Origin of the sequence: Nonomuraea sp. NPDC050556, assembly GCF_044457355.1 — a bacterium.
Lineage (GTDB): Bacteria > Actinomycetota > Actinomycetes > Streptosporangiales > Streptosporangiaceae > Nonomuraea.
Genome location: NZ_JBITGU010000002.1, coordinates 495,606 through 514,567, shown reverse-complemented (window position 1 = coordinate 514,567; position 18,962 = coordinate 495,606). Strand labels below are relative to the sequence as shown.

The 18,962-nt window shown below is 72.1% G+C and carries 15 protein-coding genes; 6 read left to right on the top strand and 9 right to left on the bottom strand.

The window, feature by feature from the left end; genetic code table 11:
- Positions 1-53: 53 nt before the first annotated feature.
- Genes ACIBG8_RS20595 through ACIBG8_RS20585 form a run of 3 tightly spaced genes read right to left on the bottom strand, consistent with a single transcriptional unit; the run spans position 54 to position 3,090 of the window.
- Positions 54-1,385 (bottom strand): hypothetical protein, encoded by a 1,332-nt coding sequence (locus ACIBG8_RS20595; RefSeq protein ID WP_397344458.1) that lies wholly within the window; start codon positions 1,383-1,385, stop codon positions 54-56.
- Positions 1,385-2,374: a hypothetical protein gene (locus tag ACIBG8_RS20590; RefSeq protein ID WP_397344457.1), complete on the bottom strand. Its 990-nt coding sequence runs from the start codon at positions 2,372-2,374 to the stop codon at positions 1,385-1,387. Before ACIBG8_RS20590 ends, ACIBG8_RS20595 begins: the two co-directional genes overlap by 1 nt.
- A complete protein-coding gene (locus tag ACIBG8_RS20585; RefSeq protein ID WP_397344456.1) occupies positions 2,371-3,090 on the bottom strand; it encodes a hypothetical protein in 720 nt (239 codons plus the stop codon). The genes ACIBG8_RS20590 and ACIBG8_RS20585 overlap by 4 nt, the downstream gene beginning before the upstream one ends.
- Positions 3,091-3,141: 51 nt before the next feature.
- Here ACIBG8_RS20585 and ACIBG8_RS20580 point away from each other — a divergent pair, with 51 nt between their 5' ends.
- From ACIBG8_RS20580 to ACIBG8_RS20570, 3 genes are all read left to right on the top strand, one after another.
- Positions 3,142-3,750 carry an anticodon-binding protein gene (locus tag ACIBG8_RS20580; protein WP_397344455.1) on the top strand — a complete coding sequence of 203 codons (609 nt, stop codon included), beginning with the start codon at positions 3,142-3,144 and terminating at the stop codon, positions 3,748-3,750.
- Between the two features lie 82 nt (positions 3,751-3,832).
- Entirely contained in the window at positions 3,833-5,215 is a 1,383-nt protein-coding gene (gene lysA, locus ACIBG8_RS20575; protein WP_397344454.1) for a diaminopimelate decarboxylase, read from the top strand.
- Positions 5,212-6,492, top strand: a complete 1,281-nt coding sequence (locus ACIBG8_RS20570) for a homoserine dehydrogenase (RefSeq protein ID WP_397344453.1) — start codon at positions 5,212-5,214, stop codon at positions 6,490-6,492. The genes lysA and ACIBG8_RS20570 overlap by 4 nt, the downstream gene beginning before the upstream one ends.
- Here the strand turns inward: ACIBG8_RS20570 and ACIBG8_RS20565 are convergent.
- Positions 6,489-7,640: an FAD-dependent monooxygenase gene (locus ACIBG8_RS20565; RefSeq protein ID WP_397344452.1), complete on the bottom strand. Its 1,152-nt coding sequence runs from the start codon at positions 7,638-7,640 to the stop codon at positions 6,489-6,491. The genes ACIBG8_RS20570 and ACIBG8_RS20565 overlap by 4 nt on opposite strands.
- Before the next feature lie 48 nt (positions 7,641-7,688).
- Between ACIBG8_RS20565 and ACIBG8_RS20560 the strand changes: the two genes are divergently transcribed.
- Positions 7,689-8,375, top strand: a complete 687-nt coding sequence (locus tag ACIBG8_RS20560) for a TetR/AcrR family transcriptional regulator (RefSeq protein ID WP_397344451.1) — start codon at positions 7,689-7,691, stop codon at positions 8,373-8,375.
- Here the strand turns inward: ACIBG8_RS20560 and ACIBG8_RS20555 are convergent.
- Genes ACIBG8_RS20555 through ACIBG8_RS20535 form a run of 5 tightly spaced genes read right to left on the bottom strand, consistent with a single transcriptional unit; the run spans position 8,372 to position 16,139 of the window.
- The gene (locus tag ACIBG8_RS20555; RefSeq protein ID WP_397344450.1) at positions 8,372-10,687 is read right to left on the bottom strand and encodes an ATP-binding cassette domain-containing protein; all 2,316 of its coding nucleotides are present in this window, start codon (positions 10,685-10,687) and stop codon (positions 8,372-8,374) included. The two genes, ACIBG8_RS20560 and ACIBG8_RS20555, sit on opposite strands and share 4 nt — an antisense overlap.
- A gap of 22 nt (positions 10,688-10,709) precedes the next feature.
- Entirely contained in the window at positions 10,710-12,368 is a 1,659-nt protein-coding gene (locus ACIBG8_RS20550; RefSeq protein ID WP_397344449.1) for a glycosyltransferase, read from the bottom strand.
- Positions 12,368-14,215, bottom strand: coding sequence for a glycosyltransferase (locus ACIBG8_RS20545; protein WP_397344448.1), 1,848 nt, complete (start codon positions 14,213-14,215; stop codon positions 12,368-12,370). The genes ACIBG8_RS20550 and ACIBG8_RS20545 overlap by 1 nt, the downstream gene beginning before the upstream one ends.
- The gene (locus ACIBG8_RS20540; protein ID WP_397344447.1) at positions 14,212-15,708 is read right to left on the bottom strand and encodes a glycosyltransferase; all 1,497 of its coding nucleotides are present in this window, start codon (positions 15,706-15,708) and stop codon (positions 14,212-14,214) included. The genes ACIBG8_RS20545 and ACIBG8_RS20540 overlap by 4 nt, the downstream gene beginning before the upstream one ends.
- Positions 15,705-16,139: a hypothetical protein gene (locus ACIBG8_RS20535; protein WP_397344446.1), complete on the bottom strand. Its 435-nt coding sequence runs from the start codon at positions 16,137-16,139 to the stop codon at positions 15,705-15,707. The genes ACIBG8_RS20540 and ACIBG8_RS20535 overlap by 4 nt, the downstream gene beginning before the upstream one ends.
- A gap of 174 nt (positions 16,140-16,313) precedes the next feature.
- On the opposite strand from ACIBG8_RS20535, the gene ACIBG8_RS20530 reads away from it, so the two are divergent.
- Entirely contained in the window at positions 16,314-17,339 is a 1,026-nt protein-coding gene (locus ACIBG8_RS20530) for a glycosyltransferase (protein WP_397344445.1), read from the top strand.
- A complete protein-coding gene (locus ACIBG8_RS20525) occupies positions 17,336-18,931 on the top strand; it encodes a glycosyltransferase family 2 protein (protein ID WP_397344444.1) in 1,596 nt (531 codons plus the stop codon). Before ACIBG8_RS20530 ends, ACIBG8_RS20525 begins: the two co-directional genes overlap by 4 nt.
- Positions 18,932-18,962 lie beyond the last annotated feature (31 nt).

Genomic DNA, 18,962 nt, shown 5'->3' with positions numbered 1-18,962 from the left:
GTCCGTTGTGTCGGAGGTATTTGCCGCGAGAGGCGGCCCCGGTTCCCGGTTTTCTACCGAATTCCGAACGCCCGGGGCACCTCGGTCCAGAGATCGGCTTCGAGCTGGGTGAGCTTACCGGTGCGGATGTCGACCTCGAACAGGCGCGCGTCGTCCGCCCCGTCGTCGGATCGCAGGAGCTCCACGAGGATGCTCGTGGGCGTCAGCCAGCGGTGCAGGGTCACGCGGGTGAGCTCGGGCAGGGGGAACCTGCGCAGGGTCTTCCCCGACGGAAGATCGACGATGACGAGCTCGTCCCCACCCGAGGCCGCGAGCCTGCCGTCGGCGGAAACGCGGACGGGGTCGCCGGAGCTGAAGGACGAGACGCGCACGGCTGCTCGGCCGGGACGCGCCAGAAGGGTCCTGTCCTCAGCGATGAGGATGGCTCCCTTGCTGGTCCATCCGCCGAACCTGACGTTCCGGTAGACCTTCGGCGACTCGGGCCGCTCGAGATCGATGATCTTCACCTGCGGCTTCTCGTCGTCCTCCATCCAGCGGGCCAGGTGGCGACCGTCGAGGGAGAACGCGTTCACCGCGTAGGCGTCGCCGTTGATGGGCAGCAGCTCGCCGGTGACCAGATCGGCGACGACCGGCCCGTGGTGTCGCAGGCTGTTGTAGGCGAGCTTCGTGCCGTCGGGGCTGATCTGGAGGCCGCGGTCGTCGGGATTGGCGTCGCGGACCACCCAGTGGACACCCGCGGTGTCCACCACGTGCCAGAGGTCGCGGCTCTCGTACTCGTCATAGGGGTCGTCCAGCGGATATCCCATGGCGAGGGGACTCCGGAGGGTCCGGGGGAGGTCGGCGGCCGTCGGCGGGGTGTAGGCGGGCGTGGGGACGGGCCACGCCGCCGCCGCCGGGCCGTCGTCCTCGGGAAGGAGCACGAACGCGATGACGATGGCGACGCTGAGGGCGATGAGGGCGGCGATCCAGGAACGAACCCCGCGGCGGTTGCCCTCCTCGGTCACCGTCGCGATCCGGGTGACGTCCGGGGAGCCCGCGAGCTCGTGCAGGGTCTCCGCGCTGTACGACTGTTCGCCGAGGACCCTCCGTACATGGGAAGGGCTCCGGCCGACCAGGTCGGCGACGTCCTCCACCGGCCAGCCGTCGTGCACGCCCGCGACCACGATCGCCACCTCCCGCCGGGTGAGCGACCCCGCCCAGGAGGGGCGTGACCAGCGGCGCGGGGGCCACAGGAAGCGCCGGTAGAGTATGAAGTAGGCGACCTGGGTGTCGCCGTGCGTGGTGAGCGCCGACGCGACGAGCCCGGCCGCGCGCGCCGGGTCACCGGTCAGCAGCAGGGCAGATCGCAGCAGTGGCGCCGACCAGGAGCCGTTCTCCGCCTCCATCACGACCCCGTTCCGAAGGACCAGACGCCGTAGACCTCTTCCTGGGCGCCCGTGCGCACGTCGAACCGGGAGGAGCCGCCGCTCTTGGACTGCACGAGGACGTATTGCTCGTCCAGCCAGCCGAGCACGGTGAGCCCGCGCGGCAGGCGCGCTCCCCCGGTTGCCTGGCCCGTCTTGACGTCGTACAGGAGGAGATTGCGCGGATCCCTGGACAGAGTGAGGTAGATGCCCCGAGTGGTGGGGCCGGCCAGGAACCAGTTGTCCAGAGGGGTGGGCTTCGAGCCGTCGAAGTGGACGGCGACGAGCGCGTTGAGATTGCCGCCCCGGTTCGTCCAGCACCACCGGTTGCCCACGAGCACGTCGTCGTTGAGCCCCTTCACCTGGCAGATCCCGGGGACGTCGCGGGCCCGCCCGGTGTCGAAGTCGGTCACGATGACCCGCGGATACTTCGCGAGGGAGACGGCGAACAGCCGGCCGTCCATCGAGATCGCCAGGGAGGAGCGCTTGCCGATCTCCTCCGCGCTCAGCACCGGGGTCAGCGGCCGCTTCCTGCCGGTACGCAGGTCGAGGGCGACGAAGCGGTGTTCGCGCGCGTCGAGGTAGGCGACGCGATACCCGCCGCCGCCGATCACGGTCGGGACGTCGACGTCGGCCGTCCACCGCGGCTCGAAGGGAATGTCCGTGGGCTGCATCGGGCCGGGGTCGGTGTACACGGCGGGCGCGACGACCCGGGTGGCTGCCGTGTCGAGCGTGCGCTTGGCGCCTGAGGAGAGCGTCAGGGTGACCCCCGCGCAGACGATCCCGCCTACGGGCTGGTCGCTTTGCCGGGACTCGCAGGAGGCCTCGGCGTGGCGGGCGGGCGCCGACATGGACGGCGGCGGACTGAACAGGCGCGCGACGACGATCGCGGTGAGGACGGTGGCGACCGGTAGCACGAAGTACCGGACGAGCCGGACTTCGCGGACCTGCCGCGCCCACCGGCGGCTCACGAGCTCTTCCCGGCCGGGGTGAGGGCGCCGTTGGTCAGGTCGAGCTCTGCCCGGCCGTCCGCGGTGGCGACCAGGACGGTGTCCGGATCCTTCCAGCCCACCAGATCCTCCATGCCCATGACCGGGAGTCGCTTGCGTACCTTGCCCGTGTCCAGATCCACCAGCTCCACCCCTTTGTGTGCGCCGTGCACGACAAGGGTGCGTCCGTCGGCTGAGGCGACGGTCTCGCCGTACGGCTCGTAGGGGAGCCTCCGCACGACCGTGCCGTCGGGGCGGATGTCGAGCACGATCGTCTCGTCGCCCGTGAAGGCCGCCCGGTACCGGCCGTCGATCGAGAAGCCCGCACTGAGAAGGTCCTTCGAGCTCAGCGGATACGGGGTGTCGGTGACCTCGCCGGTGGCCAGATCGTGGATGACCGGGCCGGCGCGCCCGTCGCTGTCGTAGGCGAGCTTCCTGCCGTCGGGACTCACCACCGGCCAGGACAGCGCGTCACGCAGGATCCAGCGCCTTCCTGAGGCGCCTGTCAGCTGCCATCCGTCGTCGAGCTGGGCGGCGGAGTAGATCGGCTCGCCCACCACGAGCGGGAGGTCCCCGGCCGCGTACGTGTCGTAAGCGGGCTCGGCCAGTAGGAGAAGGGCGACGGCCGCCACCGTCACGCGCGCGGCCCGCCGCCGGGCGTGACCGGGAGTGTCACGCGAAGGAGGGGGGTGCGTCACGTGAGAACACTAGTGAGCTGGAGCCCCAGTTCGCCAGAGTAGCCTCGTGCGGTGAGCGTGCGACGGATCGCCGACGTGCTGGGGGAGCCGCCCATCCCGCAGGGGACGTGGGAGCGTGAGGCCACCTTCGTCTCCTCTGCCGCGATGCGCCGGCCCGTCGATCTCGGCCAGCTGCGGGCGATTCCCGGCGTGACCGTGGCGACCAGGACCGACGGGATGCTGGTGGTGACCCTAAAGGTGCCGGGCGCGCTCGTGGAGGACGTCGAGCCGCTGGACTTTCCGGATCCTTGGCCGGATTTCCCGCGCACCTGGGACAACCCCGGATTTGTCGTGAGATATGCGGCGGAGCGGGCCTGCAATGTGCAGCGGTGGGCCAGGGAGCTCGGGGTGCCTGGCGAGCCGTTCGTGCCCGAGTTGCTCGACCATCCCTGCGATCGTGCGGTCCTGCGGGCGCTGGCCGAGGTGCCCGGCAGGCGGGTGAGCCGGTCGCCCGGGTGGGACACGTATCTGGTCAGGCTGGCGCTCGCCTTTCATGACGCGCATGAGCACGCCCCAGCCATTCCCAAGGGGGATGAAACACCGGAAAGGGTGCACACCGCGCGAGTGAGGCTGGCGCGTGCCGTAGGGGATCTGTTGCAGAATATTCGGGCAGAAGGCTAATAAGCGTAAAAATCTCTTGATCGCGTCTCGATACGTGGGCACCGGGTCCAGGGGTATCACCGGTTCCGATAGCCTCGTTCAGGTGAGTCGATTCGCCCATCCCGCCGGGGACCGGCACGCTGAGATGCTGCCCCAGGAGCGCCCGCCGCTGGCGCCCGCCGACCTCAACCGGATCAACCCCGCGATCTGGCCGCGAACGTCCGGCAGGACACAGGGCGCGCTCACGATCGGCGGCGTCGACGTCCGCGACCTGGCCACCCAGTACGGCACGCCGCTCTACGTCGTCGACGAGGACGACGTGCGCTCACGCATGCGCGACTACAAGAGCGCCTTCGACGGCTCCGACGTGCACTACGCGGGCAAGGCGTTCCTCTGCAAGGAGATCGTCCGCTGGCTCGACCAGGAGGGCCTCGGCCTCGACGTGGCCAGCGGCGGCGAGCTCGCCGTCGCGCTCAGCGTCGGCTTCCCGCCCGAGCGCATCACCATGCACGGCAACAACAAGTCGGCCGCCGAGCTGAGCAGGGCCCTCGAGGTCGGCGTCGGCCATCTGGTGGTCGACTCCTACGAGGAGATCGCCCGCCTGGGCTACCTGGCCGACCAGTACGGCAAGCGCCCCAAGGTCATGATCCGCGTGACCACCGGCGTCGAGGCGCACACGCACGAGTTCATCGCCACGGCGCACGACGACCAGAAGTTCGGCCTGTCGCTCAACACCGGCGCGGCCGCGGAAGCCGTACGCAGGATCCTGGCCCTTCCCCAGCTGGAGCTGGTCGGCCTGCACTCCCACATCGGCTCGCAGATCGTCGACACCGCCGGGTTCGAGGTCGCCGCGCGCCGTCTGGCCGCGCTGCTGGTCCAGATCAAGGACGAGCACGGCGTCGTCCTGCCCGAGCTCGACCTGGGCGGCGGCTACGGCATCGCCTACGTCGACGGCGACATCGCGCCCGACATCAAGGAGATCGCCGACGCGCTGCGCGAGATCGTGGCCAAGGTCTGCACGGGTGCGGGGCTGCCGGTGCCCAGGCTGACCGTCGAGCCCGGCCGGGCCATCGTCGGCCCAGGCGGCATCACGCTCTACGAGGTCGGCACTGTCAAGGACGTCGAGGGCCTGCGCACCTACGTCAGCATCGACGGCGGCATGAGCGACAACGCCCGCACCGCCCTCTACGGCGCCGAATACTCCGCCACGATCGCCTCCCGCGAGTCGCACGCCGAGCCGATGCTGAGCCGTATCGTCGGCAAGCACTGCGAGAGCGGCGACATCGTCGTGCGCGACCACTACCTGCCGTCCGACCTCGCGCCCGGCGACCTGCTCGCCGTCGCGGCGACCGGCGCCTACTGCAGGTCGCTGGCGAGCAACTACAACTACCTGCCCAGGCCAGCCGTCGTCGCCGTCTCCGGCGGAGCGTCCCGGGTGATCGTGCAGGGTGAGACCGAGGACGATCTGCTCAGGGGGCAGCTATGAAAGTCGCGTTGCTGGGATGTGGCGTCGTCGGCTCCCAGGTCATCAGGCTCCTGCACGAGCAGGCCGGTGACCTGGCCGCCCGCATCGGCGCGCCCCTGGAGCTGGCGGGCGTCGCCGTACGCAGGATGGGTAGAAAACGGGACGCGGAGCTCGACCCGGCGCTGCTCACCACCGACGCGCTCGGCCTCGTCACCCGTGACGACGTCGACGTCGTGGTGGAGGTCATCGGCGGCATCGAGCCCGCCCGCACGCTGATCGTGGCCGCGCTGGAGCGCGGGAAGTCGGTCGTCACCGCCAACAAGGCGCTGCTCGCCGAGGACGGCGCGACGCTGTACGAGGCGGCGCGGCGAGGCGGCGGCGACCTCTACTTCGAGGCCAGCGTCGCCGGGGCCATCCCGCTGCTCCGCCCGCTGCGCGAGTCGCTGGCCGGCGACCACGTCACCCGGGTGCTCGGCATCGTGAACGGCACCACCAACTACATCCTCGACAAGATGGACTCCACGGGCGCCTCGTTCACCGACGCGCTGGAGGAGGCCCAGGCGCTCGGTTACGCCGAGGCCGACCCGACGGCGGACGTCGAGGGCTTCGACGCGGCGGCCAAGGCGGCCATCCTCGCCGGGCTCGCCTTCCACAGCCGCGTCACGGCGGCAGAGGTGCACCGCGAGGGCATCACCGAGATCACCGCGACCGACGTGGCCAGCGCCAAGGCCATGGGGTACGTCATCAAGCTGCTGGCCATCTGCGCCAAGTCCGACGACGGCCGCTCGATCGGGGTGCGCGTGCACCCGGCGATGATCCCCAGGTCGCACCCGCTGGCCGGGGTCCGCGAGGCCTACAACGCCGTCTTCGTCGAGGCGTCGTCGGCCGGTCAGCTCATGTTCTACGGCGCAGGAGCGGGCGGCGCGCCCACGGCGTCCGCCATCCTGGGCGACCTGGTCGCCGTGGCGCGCAACCGCCTGGCGGGCACCCGCGGGCCGGACGAGTCCACCTACGCCTCGCTGCCGGTGCATCCGATGGGCGACACCGTCACCCGGTGCCACGTGGCGCTGGACGTGGCGGACAAGCCCGGCGTGCTGGCGCGGGTGGCCGACCTGTTCGCCAAGCACGACGTGTCCATCCAGACGGTCCGCCAGGAGGGGCGCGGCGACGACGCGCAGCTCGTCATCGTCACCCACCGGGCCAGCGACGCGGCACTCACGGCGTGCATGGAGGGGCTGCGCGAGCTCGACATCGTCCGCGCCATCGCCAGCGTGATGCGCGTCGAGGGCGACGACTAGAGCCCGGAGATCTGCCTGAGCACGTAGGTGGCGCCGTCCGTGGTGTCCAGGAGGTCCCGCATCACCCCGCGCAGGGCCTCGGTGCGCACGTCCGGGCGGCTGAGCGCCGTCTGGGCGTCGCTCCACGCCTGCACCCACGCGCCGAGCGGGTGCCGCTCGGCCGTGTAGGTGTCCAGCAGGTCCGGTACGGCTTCGCCGCGCGCCACGGCTGCCAGCTTGGGGCCGAGGCAGGAGGCGTCGCCGATGCCCAGGTTCAGCCCCTGGCCGCCGGCGGGGGAGTGGATATGCGCAGCGTCGCCCGCCAGCAGCACCCGGCCGTGCCGGTAGGTGGCCGCCTGCCGGGTGGCGTCGGTGTAGCGGGTGCCGATGTGCACCTTGGTGACCTCGACGTCTAGCCCGGTGACGCGGCGCAGGCTGGCGGTCATCTCCTCGGGGGTGAGCGGCGCGTCGCGGTCGACCGGCTCGCCGTACTCCACGGTGTGGATCCGGCCGGGGATCGGCCCGTGGACGTAGGAACCGGTGGCGGTGCGGGTCCAGCCGCCCATGGGGAGGTCTCCCGAAATTTCCGTCAGGGCGACGCGGCCGGTGTACTCGCCGTCGTTGCCGGGGAAGGCGATCCCGGCCAGCTTGCGCACGGTGCTCCGGCCGCCGTCGCACCCGACGAGCCACCGGGCGGCGTGGACCCCGTTCACCAGGACGCCTGACGGGGTCTCGGCGTAGGCGTCCACGGTGACGCCGCGCCGGATCTGGCCGCCGAGCTCCGCCAGCCGCTCGGCGAGAATCGTCTCCAGATCGAGCATGGCGATCGCCCCGCCGCCGTGCGGCGGCGCCTCCATCGCGGGGTCGAGGTGCTCCGGGCTCAGGTTCAGCCCGGCGAAGTGCCCGATGAAGGCCCCGGCGGGGATCTCGTCGCCCGGGGTGTACCACCACAGCGCGGCCTGCCGTACGGCGTCGAGCAGGCCGTGCTTGTGCAGCGTCACCGTGCTCGGCGCGTTGATCGAGCGCGCCCCCATGAACCCCGCCTTCAACTCCGTGTACGGCTCGGCCGCCCGTTCGAGGACCAGTACCGAGACCCCGCCCAGGCGCAGCTCGATCGCCAGCATCAGCCCGACGGGCCCGGCCCCGGCCACGATGACGTCGTACTCCACGAGTGCCTCCTAAAACTAGGAACGTTGTTCGCAGTTATACTCTACTCAATGGACGTCATCTGGAACAGGCCGGAGCGCAACGCCCGCGGTCCCAAGCCCGCCCACACCCGCGACGAGGTGGCCGAGGCGGGCGTGCGCGTGGCGGACGCCGAGGGCATCGACGCGGTCTCCATGCGCCGCGTGGCCACCGAGCTGGGCGTCGGCGTGGCCTCCCTCTACCGGTACCTGACGAGCAAGGACGACCTGCTCGACCTCATGGTCGACGCCGCGATGCGGGCCCAGGACCCGCCGCCCCGATCGGGGGAGTGGCGCGCCGACCTGCGCGCGCTGGCCGAGGCCGGCAGGGCGCTGATGTTGCGCCACCCGTGGCTGCCGCCGGTCGCCGCGGCCAGGCCCAACCTCGGGCCGGGCAGCCTGCGCTGGATGGAGGCCTGGTACCAGGCGATCGACGGGCACGGCCTCAGCGCCGACGAGATGCTCGTCTCCGTCACCACCGTGCAGCTCTTCGTGCAGGGGGCGGTGACGAGCGAGGTGGCGGCCAGGGGCCTCGACTTCGACGCGTGGCTGGCGGCGCAGGGCGACTACGGCGACTCGATCATCAGGGACGGCGCCTACCCCGCCACCATCCGCGTCATGGTGGAGGCTCGCGGGCCGCACGAGTCCGGCAGGGGAGAGAAGGCCTTCACCAGGGGTCTGGAACAGCTCCTCGACGGCATCGCCGCCACCATGGGCTAGCGATAGCGCCGCAGCGCGAGCCGGGTGCCCGCGGCGAGGGCCACGGCCATGAGCACCAGCACGCTCATCGCCGTCAGCCAGGCCCCGGCGGTGTGGTTCCAGAGCGCGTCAGTGGGCCGCGCGATGTCGATCTTGCGGAGGTTCACCGTGGCAGCCGCGGCCGCGTATCCCCAGCGGGTCGGGACGAACCAGGTCAGCTGCTCCAGCCCGGTCCTGCCGACGACCTCGATGAGCTTCCCGATGAACACGAACTGCGCCATGATCAGCACGACCATGACCATCATCGCCTGCTCGTTGGTCGACACCACCGCGCTCACCAGCAGCGCCATCATGCTGCAGGTGAACGCCACCAGCGCGACCACAGCGACGATCTCCACCCGCCCTGACCCGAGCACCAGCGGGTCGTCCGGCGGCTTCCTGCCCACCAGCGCCAGCGACACGAACAGCACCGACTGCACGATGTTGATCGCCCCGAGCACGGCCGCCTTGGACAGCAGATAGGCCATGGGCGACAGCCCCACGGCCCGTTCCCGCTGGTAGATCGGCCCCTCCTTGACGATCTCCCTGATCGCCCCGATCAACCCCATGAGCGCGGCGCCGAAGATCAGGATGATGAGGAGCGTGCCCGCCTCCTCGGAACGGCCCCTGGGCGGGGGCGCGAGCCCGGCCGTCCCCTCCACCACCCGCGTCATCAGCGCCAGCGCGATCGGCAGCCCGATCACCGAGAGCGCGGCCAGCTTGTCGGAACGGATCACCGCGGCCATCCGGCGCGCCAGGATCGTGAACTGCCGCACCCGGCTCTGCCTGGGCGGCACCGGCGGCGGGGACGACGCGCGCGGGTCGCCGCCCGGGCCGGAGACCGTGCCGCAGTACTCGGCGAAGAACGGCGAGGCGCGGAACGCGGCCGCCCACCGGTCGGGCTCCTCGGCGACCATCTTGAAGACGTCGGAGTATTCCTGGGCGCCGAAGAAGCCCAGCAGGCGGTCGGGCGGCCCGAAGTAGCCGACCTTCCCGCCGCGGCACAACACCAGGACCCGGTCGCAGACGTTCAGGTGCAGCACGCTGTGGGTGACGACGACCACCGTGCGCCCGTCGTCGGCCAGGTCGCGCAGCGTGTTCATCACCTCCCTGTCCAGCGCGGGATCGAGCCCCGAGGTCGGCTCGTCCAGGAACAGCAGCGACGGCTTGGTGAGCAGCTCCAGCGCCACGCTCGTGCGCTTGCGCTGCCCGCCGGAGAGCCTGTCGATCCGCAGCTTGCGCCGCTCGCCCAGGTCGAGCTGGTCGATCACCTCGTCGATGCGCCGGCGCCGCTCGGCGGCCGAGACGTCCTGCGGGAAGCGCAGGGCGGCCGCGTAGCCGAGCGCCCGCTCGACGGTGAGCTCCTTGTGCAGGATGTCGTCCTGCGGGACCAGGCCGATGCGGTGGCGCAGGTCGTCGTAGTGGGCGTAGAGGTCGCGGCCCTCGTAGAGCATGCGCCCGCTGGTGGCCGGTCTCGCCCCGGTCAGCGCGCCGAGCAACGTCGACTTGCCCGCCCCCGACGGGCCGACGACGGCGAGGAGGCTGGAGCCGTCGAGGTGGAGGGTGACCCGGTCGAGCAGGACGGCCTTGCCGATCCGCACGGTCAGCTCCTCGGCCTGGAGCGAGACCACGCCCACGTCGGCGTGCACGGCCACGTGGTCGGGATGCAGCACGAGCTGGTAGTGACCGACCGAGACCAGGTCGCCCACCTGCACGTACGCCTCGTGGACGCGGTGGCCGTTGACGTAGGTGCCGTTCTGGCTGCGCAGGTCGCGGACGAAGGGGCCGTGCGGCGTCTGGTGGATCTCGGCGTGGTGGCGCGAGACCAGCAGGTCGTCGGCGAGCGCCAGGTCGTTGTCCTGGGCGCGGCCGACGCGGAGCACGGGCGCCGCGGGCAGCACCCAGTCGGGGACGGCCTGCCTGACCTGGGCCCCCGAGGGACGTCCTGGACTGTCGCTGCGTTGCGTGGTCTCGGGCGCCCTGGGCGGGGCCACGTCCACGTGCACGACCTCCGGCCGGAGGTCGAGGAGCGGGCCGTTGTCCGAGCTGCCCAGCCGTACCGCGCGGCGGGTGCTCAGGTCGAGGATGGTGATGCGGTCCTCGCCGAGGAAGGTGCCGTTGCGGCTGTTGAGGTCGCGTAACATCCACCGCCCGTGGGTGAAGAACACCTCGACGTGGTGGTGCGACACCCGGGAGTCGACGATCGCCACGTCGCCCCCGCGACCGATCACCAACCGCTGACCGGGCTCCAGCCGCACAGACCCAGCGGGGGACTGCACCAGCAACGCCGTCATCTCGCCCCTTCAACCGCCGAATCTATGGGTCGGGAAAGGCTAGATTACGCATTCGCCGGACCGCCCGCTTGATCACCGTGCGGTCGCTGGCCCTCGACAGCTGTACGGCTTCGCGCCGCCAGTGCTCCGCCTTGTCCCGCCAGCGCGCCGAGTCCCGCCTGCCCTTGGCCGCCTCCCTGCGCAGCTGGGTGACCTCCGCCTTCAGCGCAGCCGTACGCCTGCGCAGCCTGGCGACCTCCCGCTCGTGCGCGGCCGCCATCAGCTGGATCTCCGGCACCGGGCGGCGGCGCGGCGGGTAGACCCTGGGCCGCCTGGCGAAGCCGAACTCCAGGCCGTCCACCCACTCCAGCCCGAAGACCTCGTCGAGCACGTCGTCCGGATGCTCTCCAGGAGTCGAGACCCGAGCCACCCTGGACAGCGCGGCCGTGCGCTCCAGCCGGGCCCCGATCACCCCGGTCGCCGTCTCGGCCAGGACCACGTGCAGAGCGCCGCCGTCGCTCTCCTCCAGGTGGTCGACCAGCCGCTCGACCGCGTCGCCGCCGGGCACCCAGCCGGGCGGGCAGTGCAGGCGGAACGGCGCCCGCGAGGCGTGCTCGCCCGGCGGCGCAAGCCGTACCCGGGCGTCGTGCTGGAAGGTGGCCTGGATCAGGCGGAGGTCCAGGTCGGGGTCGCGCAGGGGGGAGCGGCGGCCGGCGGTCAGGTGCGACCACGGGCCGGTGACCGTGACCCGCACGTCGGGCAGCGAGCAGGACAGCAGCCCGTCCACGGTGGCCCGCACGTCCTCGTACCCGGCGGCCTCGACGAAGGCGTCCACGTACGGCACCAGCCACTGCCTGCCCGGCTCCGCCCGGAGATACCGCCGGTACGGCACGCGGTCGGCGACGAACGGGTCGTTGTAGCGCTTGAGCTCGGCCCAGTCGCGCATCGCCGTCGGCAGCCCCACGTGCCAGGCGCGCGCTGCGGGCTCGGGCACGAACACCGCGCCCGCCTGGGTCAGCCGGTAGCCCAGCTCGGTGTCCTCGGCCAGGATCAGCGTGGTGTCCATGCCGCCGATCTCGCGCAGCAGCGCGGCCGGGTAGGACGCCGTGGCACCCACGTGCACGCGCGAGGCCAGCGCGCTCGGCGCAGTACGCAGGCCGTCGTGCTCCTCGACGATCTGCTCGGCCCAGTCGTGACGCTGCTCGGACAGGGTGAAGAGCGCGTCCTCCTTGCCCGCGCGCAGCCCCTCCTTGACCGAGGCGGGCGAGGGCAGCGCGGTGTCCGCGGTGAAGTCGATCCAGCCGAGCACCACCAGATAGTCGGCCTGGTGGTGCCAGCGCATGTGCGCCTCGACGTGCTCGCGGTGCGGCACCATGTCGGAGTCGAGCACGAAGATCACTTCGCCGGTGGCGGCCTCGATGCCGGTCTGCACCGCGCACGCGCGCCCCCATCCGCCGGATCTGGTGGGGATGATCCTGGTGCGGCCGGGCGCGAGCGGGGGGATCCGCAGCGCGGGAGCGCTCCCGTCATCGACGACGATCACGTCGAGGAGCTCGGGCGGGTAGCTCTGCGCCGACAGCGCGGCCAGGGTGAGATCGAGAGTGGACTGCCGATCGTGCGCGGGGATCACCACGGTGACCGTCAGCGCAGGCTCCCACGGGCCGGAAGGTGCCTCGCCGTAGTCGTTGCGCCTGATCCGCATCACAGCTCCATCAGCGCGCTGGGCCGGAAGCCGCGCCACTGCTGCCTGTTGCGCTGGAGGAACGTGCCGATCGGCTCCTGCCAGGTGTGGTTGGCCGCCGGGCCCCTGCGCAGGATGTAGCCGAGGCCGTGGGTGCGGTAGATCTGCCCGCCCGCCGCCTGCAGGGCCTCCTGGAACTGGGTGTCCACGGAACGGCGCAGCGGCCTGAACCCGCCGACCGCCTGGAAGGCCGAGCGCTCCACCAGGATCGTGCCGCTCGCGACGAAGCTGGTGATCTGCTCGGTGATCTGCTTGCGGTGCACCGTGACGTCGATCGAGCTCAGGTAGACGAACTCCGGCACCGTGCCGACAACCTGTGCCCCGGAATAGGAATGAGCCAGCAGGAGATCGGACAGGAAGTCCGGCCCGTACCAGTCGTCGTCATCCATCTTCAGCAGGAACGACCCCGACGCTCGGGACGCCGCCTCGTTGAGCACCTCGCCGAAGATCGACTCCGCCTTGGCCTCGACCACGGTCAGGTGGCCGTCGAAGGCGGCGACGGCCTTCTCGACGTCCGGATGCCCCTGGGGCACGCCGTGCAGGGCCAGGATGACTTCGAGCTGGGCGTCGCGCTGGCGGGCGATCTGGTCGAGGGCGAACCCCACCATGTCGGTCCTGCGGGTCGCCAGCAGCACCGAGACCAGCGGGGGAGCGGGCGCCGGTGCGCCGAGCTGCTCCCACCTGGCCGCAACGCCGTGCGTGCGCAGGGCCTGCCTGCGCAGCCGTACGGAATGCTCCTCGCGGCGCAGGTCGTCGGCGAGGTCGACGGGGGTGGTGAGCAGGGCCGCCAGCGGGTCGCCGAGCGCGCCCGCCCAGCGCGGCACCGAGTCGGCCACCAGCGGCACCCCGGCGGCCGCGAGCCCGGCGAGCACGCGGACGGCGGCCAGCGGGCCGCTGTGCGCGTGCCGCCAGTCGATCTCCACCCCGCGCACCTGGCGCAGCCTGGCCACGTCGGCGTCGGTGACGCCGCCAGACGCGGCGAACGCGATCAGCGGCTCGCCGTCGAGCACCACGGTCCAGCGCCCGGACACCTCGGTGAGCATCGCCACGCCGCGCGACGGCGTGGTGACGAATCCCTGCGGGTTGACCAGGCGCTCGTCGACCGGCGGGATCATCGACGGCTCCGACATCAGGTCGGGGTCGGCCAGCTCGGTGCCGCCAGGACGGCCGAGCCGCTCCCAGCTCGCGGCCGCCGCCGTCGGCCGGTCGACGGGGTCGTCGCCCTCGAAGTCCCGCCCGCCCCCGTCCACGGTACGGACCACCACGTCGCTGCCCGGCGCGCCCACGCGCTCCGGCACCGGCCCGCTCAGCTCGGCCGGGGTGGCGTTGGGGTCGCCAGGACGCCATGCCGCCGCTCCTGCGCCCGCGAGACCGGCGGCAGGGGCGGCGATCACGTCGAGCCGGTGACCGGCGAAGGCGCGGGCCGTGGCGGCCACCAGCCGACCCGACGGGACCGGCGCGGAGAAGTGCGCGTCGACCACCCAGACCCGGTTCTTCGGCTGGTGGACCCGCAGGTCGGTGAGCGTGCGCCACCGGTGGGCGGGCGTCGGCGTAGGCACGGGCGCCGGGTGCGAGGCGGGGGTGTCCAGGACGGCCACCACCACGCGCGTCGCCTCGGGCAGCAGCTTGTGCAGGGAGGAGGCCCTGCGCAGGTCGGCAGGGGTGCCCGCGATCACCAGCACCTCGCTCACCCGCCCCTCGGGCAGGGGAGCGGCCAGCAGGTCGAGGTCGACGCCGTCGACCGCCTGGCGGACGCCGACGTGGAAGACGGCGGCCTTGGGCAGGTCGGCGAGCAGCTCGGCGATCACCTGTCGCCCCACAGCCGCGCGAGCGGGTTCCGCCTGGGCGGCTCGGGGGGCGGCTGCTCGTCCAGCCGGGCGCGGAGCTCGGCGACCTCGGCCTCCAGCACCTTGATCTCCTCCTGGCGCTTGGCGGCCACGGCCCGCCACTTGGCGGGGTCTCCGGCCAGCGGTTCCGGCACGTCGGTGAAGCCCAGCTCGCCGCCGCCGACCCACAGCGCGCCGAACAGCTCGTCCACGACGTCGTCAGGCTCGCCGTCGAAGTGCCTGGCGCGGGCGTAGGCGGCGGTGCGCTCCAGCCTGGCGGACACGACGCCGGTCGCCGTCTCGGTCAGGGCGGCGCAGACGAGGCCGGTGACGTCCTGGTCGGCCAGCCGTACGAGCTTGGCCAGGGTCTCCGCGCCCAGGGTCCAGCCGGACGGGACCGTCAGCAGGAACGGCGAGGGGGCGGCGGACGGCGGCGCGCTCTCCGCGAGCGTCACGCGTGGTTCGTGCGCGTAGAGGTTGGCGATGAGCCGCAGGTCGAGCAGGGGGTCGTCGAGCGAGGAGTGGCGTTCAGCGGTCAGCTTGCCCCAGGGACCGACGACGGTGACCGCCACGTCGGGGACCGTACCGGCCAGGGCGGAGTCGACCGTGGCCCGGGTGTCCTCGTAGCCGGTGGCCTCGACCACCACCCTGACGTACGGCACCAGCCACTGACGCCGGGGGTGCGAGCGCAGCCAGCGCAGCTCGGGGACGAGGTCGCCGAGAAAGGACCAGTTGTGGCGGTGCACCTCCTTCTCGCGGCGCATCACCGTCGACTCGCCCACGTGCCAGCTGCGCGCCTCCCTGTCCGGGATGAAGACCGCGCCCGCCTGGGCCAGCCGGTAGCCGAGCTCGGTGTCCTCGGCCATGTTGAGCCCCGCGTTCACCCCGCCGGCCGCCCTCAGCAGCGCCGCGGAGACCGAGGTGGTGGCGCCGGTGTGCACGAGATAGGCGCTCGTGCCCGCGTCGCGCAGCATGTCCGTCGACTCCAGCACCTTGGCCGTGTACTCCTGGACCGTGCCCTCGTCGGGCTCGAACGTCTCGGAGGTGACGAACCGGATGTCGCCGATCACCACCGCGTAGTCGATCAGGTGGTGCCAGCGCATGTGCGCCTCGATGTGCTCCCTGGAAAGGATCATGTCGGCGTCGAGCCAGTGGATCACCTCGCCGGTCGCCGCGAGCGCCCCGGTCTGCCTGGCCGCGCCGCGCCCCCAGCCGCTGGTCACCCGCACGACCCTGCTGCGGGCGGGGGCCGAGGGGGCGAGCCTGAGCGGCGGGTCGCTGCCGTCGTCGGCGACGATCACGTCGAGCAGGCGCGGCGGGTAGGTCTGCGCAGCCAGCCCGGCCAGCGTGCGGTCGAGCGCCTCCTGGTCGCCGTAGGCGGGGACGACCACGGTGACGGTCCTGCTCGGCTCCCAGCCGCCCAGCGCCGGAGGGCGCACAGGACCGTAGTCGTTGTGCCTGACCCTGGCCGTCACACCCGGTCCTTCATGCCGCGGACCTCGGCGCGCAGCTCCTCGACCTCCCGGGCGCGCGCCATCGCGTTGACCCTGTCCTCGCCGAGCGAGGCGAGGATGGCGCCCAGATCCTCGTTGCGCCTGACGGCCGTGTCCTCGATCGACCGGGCGAGTTGATCGAGCCTGGCCTCGATCCGCTTCAGCGCGGCCGCTGTCCCGGCCAGTTGCGCGTCGTTCTTCTTCACCCTGAGGTCGATGCGGTGGGTCCTGCCGTCGAGCCTGCGCACGACGAAGACGAGAAAGGCGAGCGCGCCAATGGTGATCAACAGGGCGACGGCCGTCGCTGCCGTGCCTGGTTCGATCGTCCCCATCAGGGTGAGCAGCGCGAGGGCCGCGAACACCAGAACGGCGAGGCCTGCGGCGGTCGCTGCCAATCTGCGGGGCGAAAGCATCCTTGTCGCTCTTTACTCTCGGTAATCTGGATATTTACACCTTAATAAACTCCCGTCCCTACCGTGCCACAGGAACCTGAGCAGAACCTGGGAAACCCGCATGCCAATACGGCTAACAAACCGGCGTAAGGTAGGCGCCGACTTGAGTTCGACCGGTCGAGGAGCGCACCCCCAATGACTGCCATCCCCTACGGCGTGACGCAGGGGACAGCCGATGCGGAGCCCCTGCGCTGGACCGACGACGGCTGGGCCCTGGAGATCGAGTGGCCCGCCCGCGAGGTCCCGCTGGACGAGATCATGCGGCTGGCCGCCACAGGCGCCCCCCTGACGTCCGCCGAGGTTCCCCCCTGGGTCCCGCCCGAGCTCGGCGCACTGCTCGCCGACCGCTCGTGGCTGGATCACCGCCCGGACGGCACCCGCCGCTGCGTGGCCGCCCTGCGCAGGCAGGAGCACGGCGTACGGCTGCGCCGCCTGGCCCTGCGCCGCGCCGACCGCCCCTCGGTGAGCGTCGTGATGTCGAGCAAGCGCCCCCACCTGGTCGGGTTCGCCCTGGCCCAGATGGCCAGGCAGCGCCACGTCGAGGTCGAGGTCGTGCTCGGCCTGCACGGCGTCCCCCTGGAGGAGGTACGGCAGGCCGTGGCGAGCTGCCCCCTCCCGCTGACCTGCGTGGAGGCCGACGCCGACGTGCCGTTCGGCGAGGTGCTCAACCGGGCCGCCGCCCGCGCGTCCGGCGCGTACCTCACCAAGTGGGACGACGACGACTGGTACGGCCCCGAGCACCTCTCCGACCTGCTGCTCGCCGTGGCCGACACCGGCGCGGACATCGTCGGCACCACGGCCGAGTTCTTCTACCTGGAGCCACTGGACGTGACCATCAGGCGCACCACCTTCGCCAGCGGCGCCGCCTACCCCAGCGAGGTATGGGCGGACCACGTGGCGGGCGGCACGATCCTGCTGGCCACCGACGCCTTCCACAGGCTGGGCGGTTTCGCGGCAGAGCCGCGCGCGGTCGACAGGCTCTTCCTCAAGGCGGCCAGGCAGGCGGGCGCGGGCGTCTACCGCACCCACGGCCTCGGCTATGTCCTGCGCCGCACGCTCGGCGACGAGCACACCTGGCAGTTGCCGCTCGCCCACTTCCTGCGGGTGGCCTCCAGCCAGTGGCGCGGATTCCGCCCCAGCCAGCTGCTGGAAGCGGCATGAGGGTACGCGGCAACGACTACCGGCCGCTCGCCGAGCTGCCGGACCGGCCCCCCACCCTGCGCGTCAGCGTCGTCGTCCCCGCCTACGGCGGCCAGGACAAGCTCGACCTGGCGCTGGAGGCGCTGGCCAGGCAGACCTACCCGGCCGCGCTGACCGAGGTCGTCGTGGTGGACAACGGCAGCTCCCCGCCGCTGCGCGTGCCCTCGTGGGTACGCCTGGTGGTGTGCGAGACGCCGGGGCGGGCGAGCGCGCGCAACGCGGGGCTGGCGGTGGCGACGGGCGACGTCATCCACTGGCTCGACTCCGACGTGCTGCTCACCCCGGGCGCGCTCGAGGAGCACATGCGCTGGCACCATCGCGCGCCGTACCTGGTGGTGACCAGCTACATCAGGTTCACGTCCGCTCCCGTACCCGCTTCGCTGCCCGACGACCTGGTCGCCGCCTTCGAGCCGGCCGAGCCGCACGCGTGGATCGTGGACCTGGTGGAGCGCACCGACGGGCTCACCGCCAACCCGCAGCGGCCCTTCAGCCTGCACGTGGGCGGCGCCACCTCGGTCAACAGGCGGCTGATCGACGCTGCCGGGCCGATGGACGACGAGCTGGTCCTGGGGCAGGACACCGAGATGGGCTACCGGCTCGCCCAGGCGGGCGCAGTCTTCGTGCCCGCGCCGCTGGCCCGCGCCTATCACCTGGGGCCGACGATGCGGATGCGCGACAAGCAGCCCATCGACCGGGTGAGCCACGCGACCGTCGCCGACCGGATCCCGGCCTACCGGTGGCTGCGCGGCCATCCGGGGCGGCAGTGGAAGGTCCCCTATGTCGCGGCCGTCGTGCCCGCCGGGGGGTACGAGGAGACCAGGGCGGTCGTCGACGCGGTCCTCGCCTGTACGGTGCCGGACGTGAGCGTGGTGCTCGTCGGGCCGTGGGACTCGCTGTCCAGGGACCTGCGCAGCCCCTTGCGCGATCCTTCTCTGGACCTGGTGCTGCTGCGTGGTCACTACGCGTATGAGGGGCGGGTACGGCTGGCCGACGCCCCCGTTGTGGACCCGGCGGTGCCGTACGTGTGGCGGTTGCCCGTGGGGTGGGTGCCGGGGGAGGACAGCCTCGCGGCGCTGCTCGACGTGGCCCGGGACGAGGGGCAGGGGCTGGTCAACGTGCTCCTGGAGGAGACGGCGGCCGGGGTGGTCGCCGCGCGCCTGGAACGGACGTCGGCGTTCGCGCGTGCGTCGTTGCTGGTCGGGCCTGGGGAGAGCCTGGACGACGTGGTGGATGAGGTTTCGGGTGTGTGCTGGTTGGAGGGGGAGAGCTATGGTTTCACCCGCTCCGCACAGGGTCTCGTAGGGCGACGTGGGGCATATCGGGCACGCTTGGAGGCATCCGCCGAGGCCGTGCGCCTGTCCCAGGAGGTCGAACGGCTGCGCGGGCAGGTGGCGCGGTGGAAGGACGAGGCCGGGCGGTGGCGCAAGAGCACGGTGGAGATGCGCCGCGAGGTCAGCTCCCTCCGCCGCCAGCTGGCCGCCGCCGCCCGCGCACGGCAGGGCATGAGAGCCCTCCTGGCCTCCTCAGTCCGCCGCGCCCTCCGCAGAGACTGACCCACCCAAGGCCCTCAGCCCCCTAGGGACC

Coding starts and splice junctions, on each gene's coding strand:
- ACIBG8_RS20595 (WP_397344458.1), bottom strand. CDS start 1,385: ATGGAGGCGGAGAACGGCTCCTGGTCGGCGCCACTGCTGCGATCTGCC.
- ACIBG8_RS20570 (WP_397344453.1), top strand. CDS start 5,212: ATGAAAGTCGCGTTGCTGGGATGTGGCGTCGTCGGCTCCCAGGTCATC.
- ACIBG8_RS20560 (WP_397344451.1), top strand. CDS start 7,689: ATGGACGTCATCTGGAACAGGCCGGAGCGCAACGCCCGCGGTCCCAAG.
- ACIBG8_RS20555 (WP_397344450.1), bottom strand. CDS start 10,687: ATGACGGCGTTGCTGGTGCAGTCCCCCGCTGGGTCTGTGCGGCTGGAG.
- ACIBG8_RS20550 (WP_397344449.1), bottom strand. CDS start 12,368: ATGCGGATCAGGCGCAACGACTACGGCGAGGCACCTTCCGGCCCGTGG.
- ACIBG8_RS20535 (WP_397344446.1), bottom strand. CDS start 16,139: ATGCTTTCGCCCCGCAGATTGGCAGCGACCGCCGCAGGCCTCGCCGTT.
- ACIBG8_RS20530 (WP_397344445.1), top strand. CDS start 16,314: ATGACTGCCATCCCCTACGGCGTGACGCAGGGGACAGCCGATGCGGAG.
- ACIBG8_RS20525 (WP_397344444.1), top strand. CDS start 17,336: ATGAGGGTACGCGGCAACGACTACCGGCCGCTCGCCGAGCTGCCGGAC.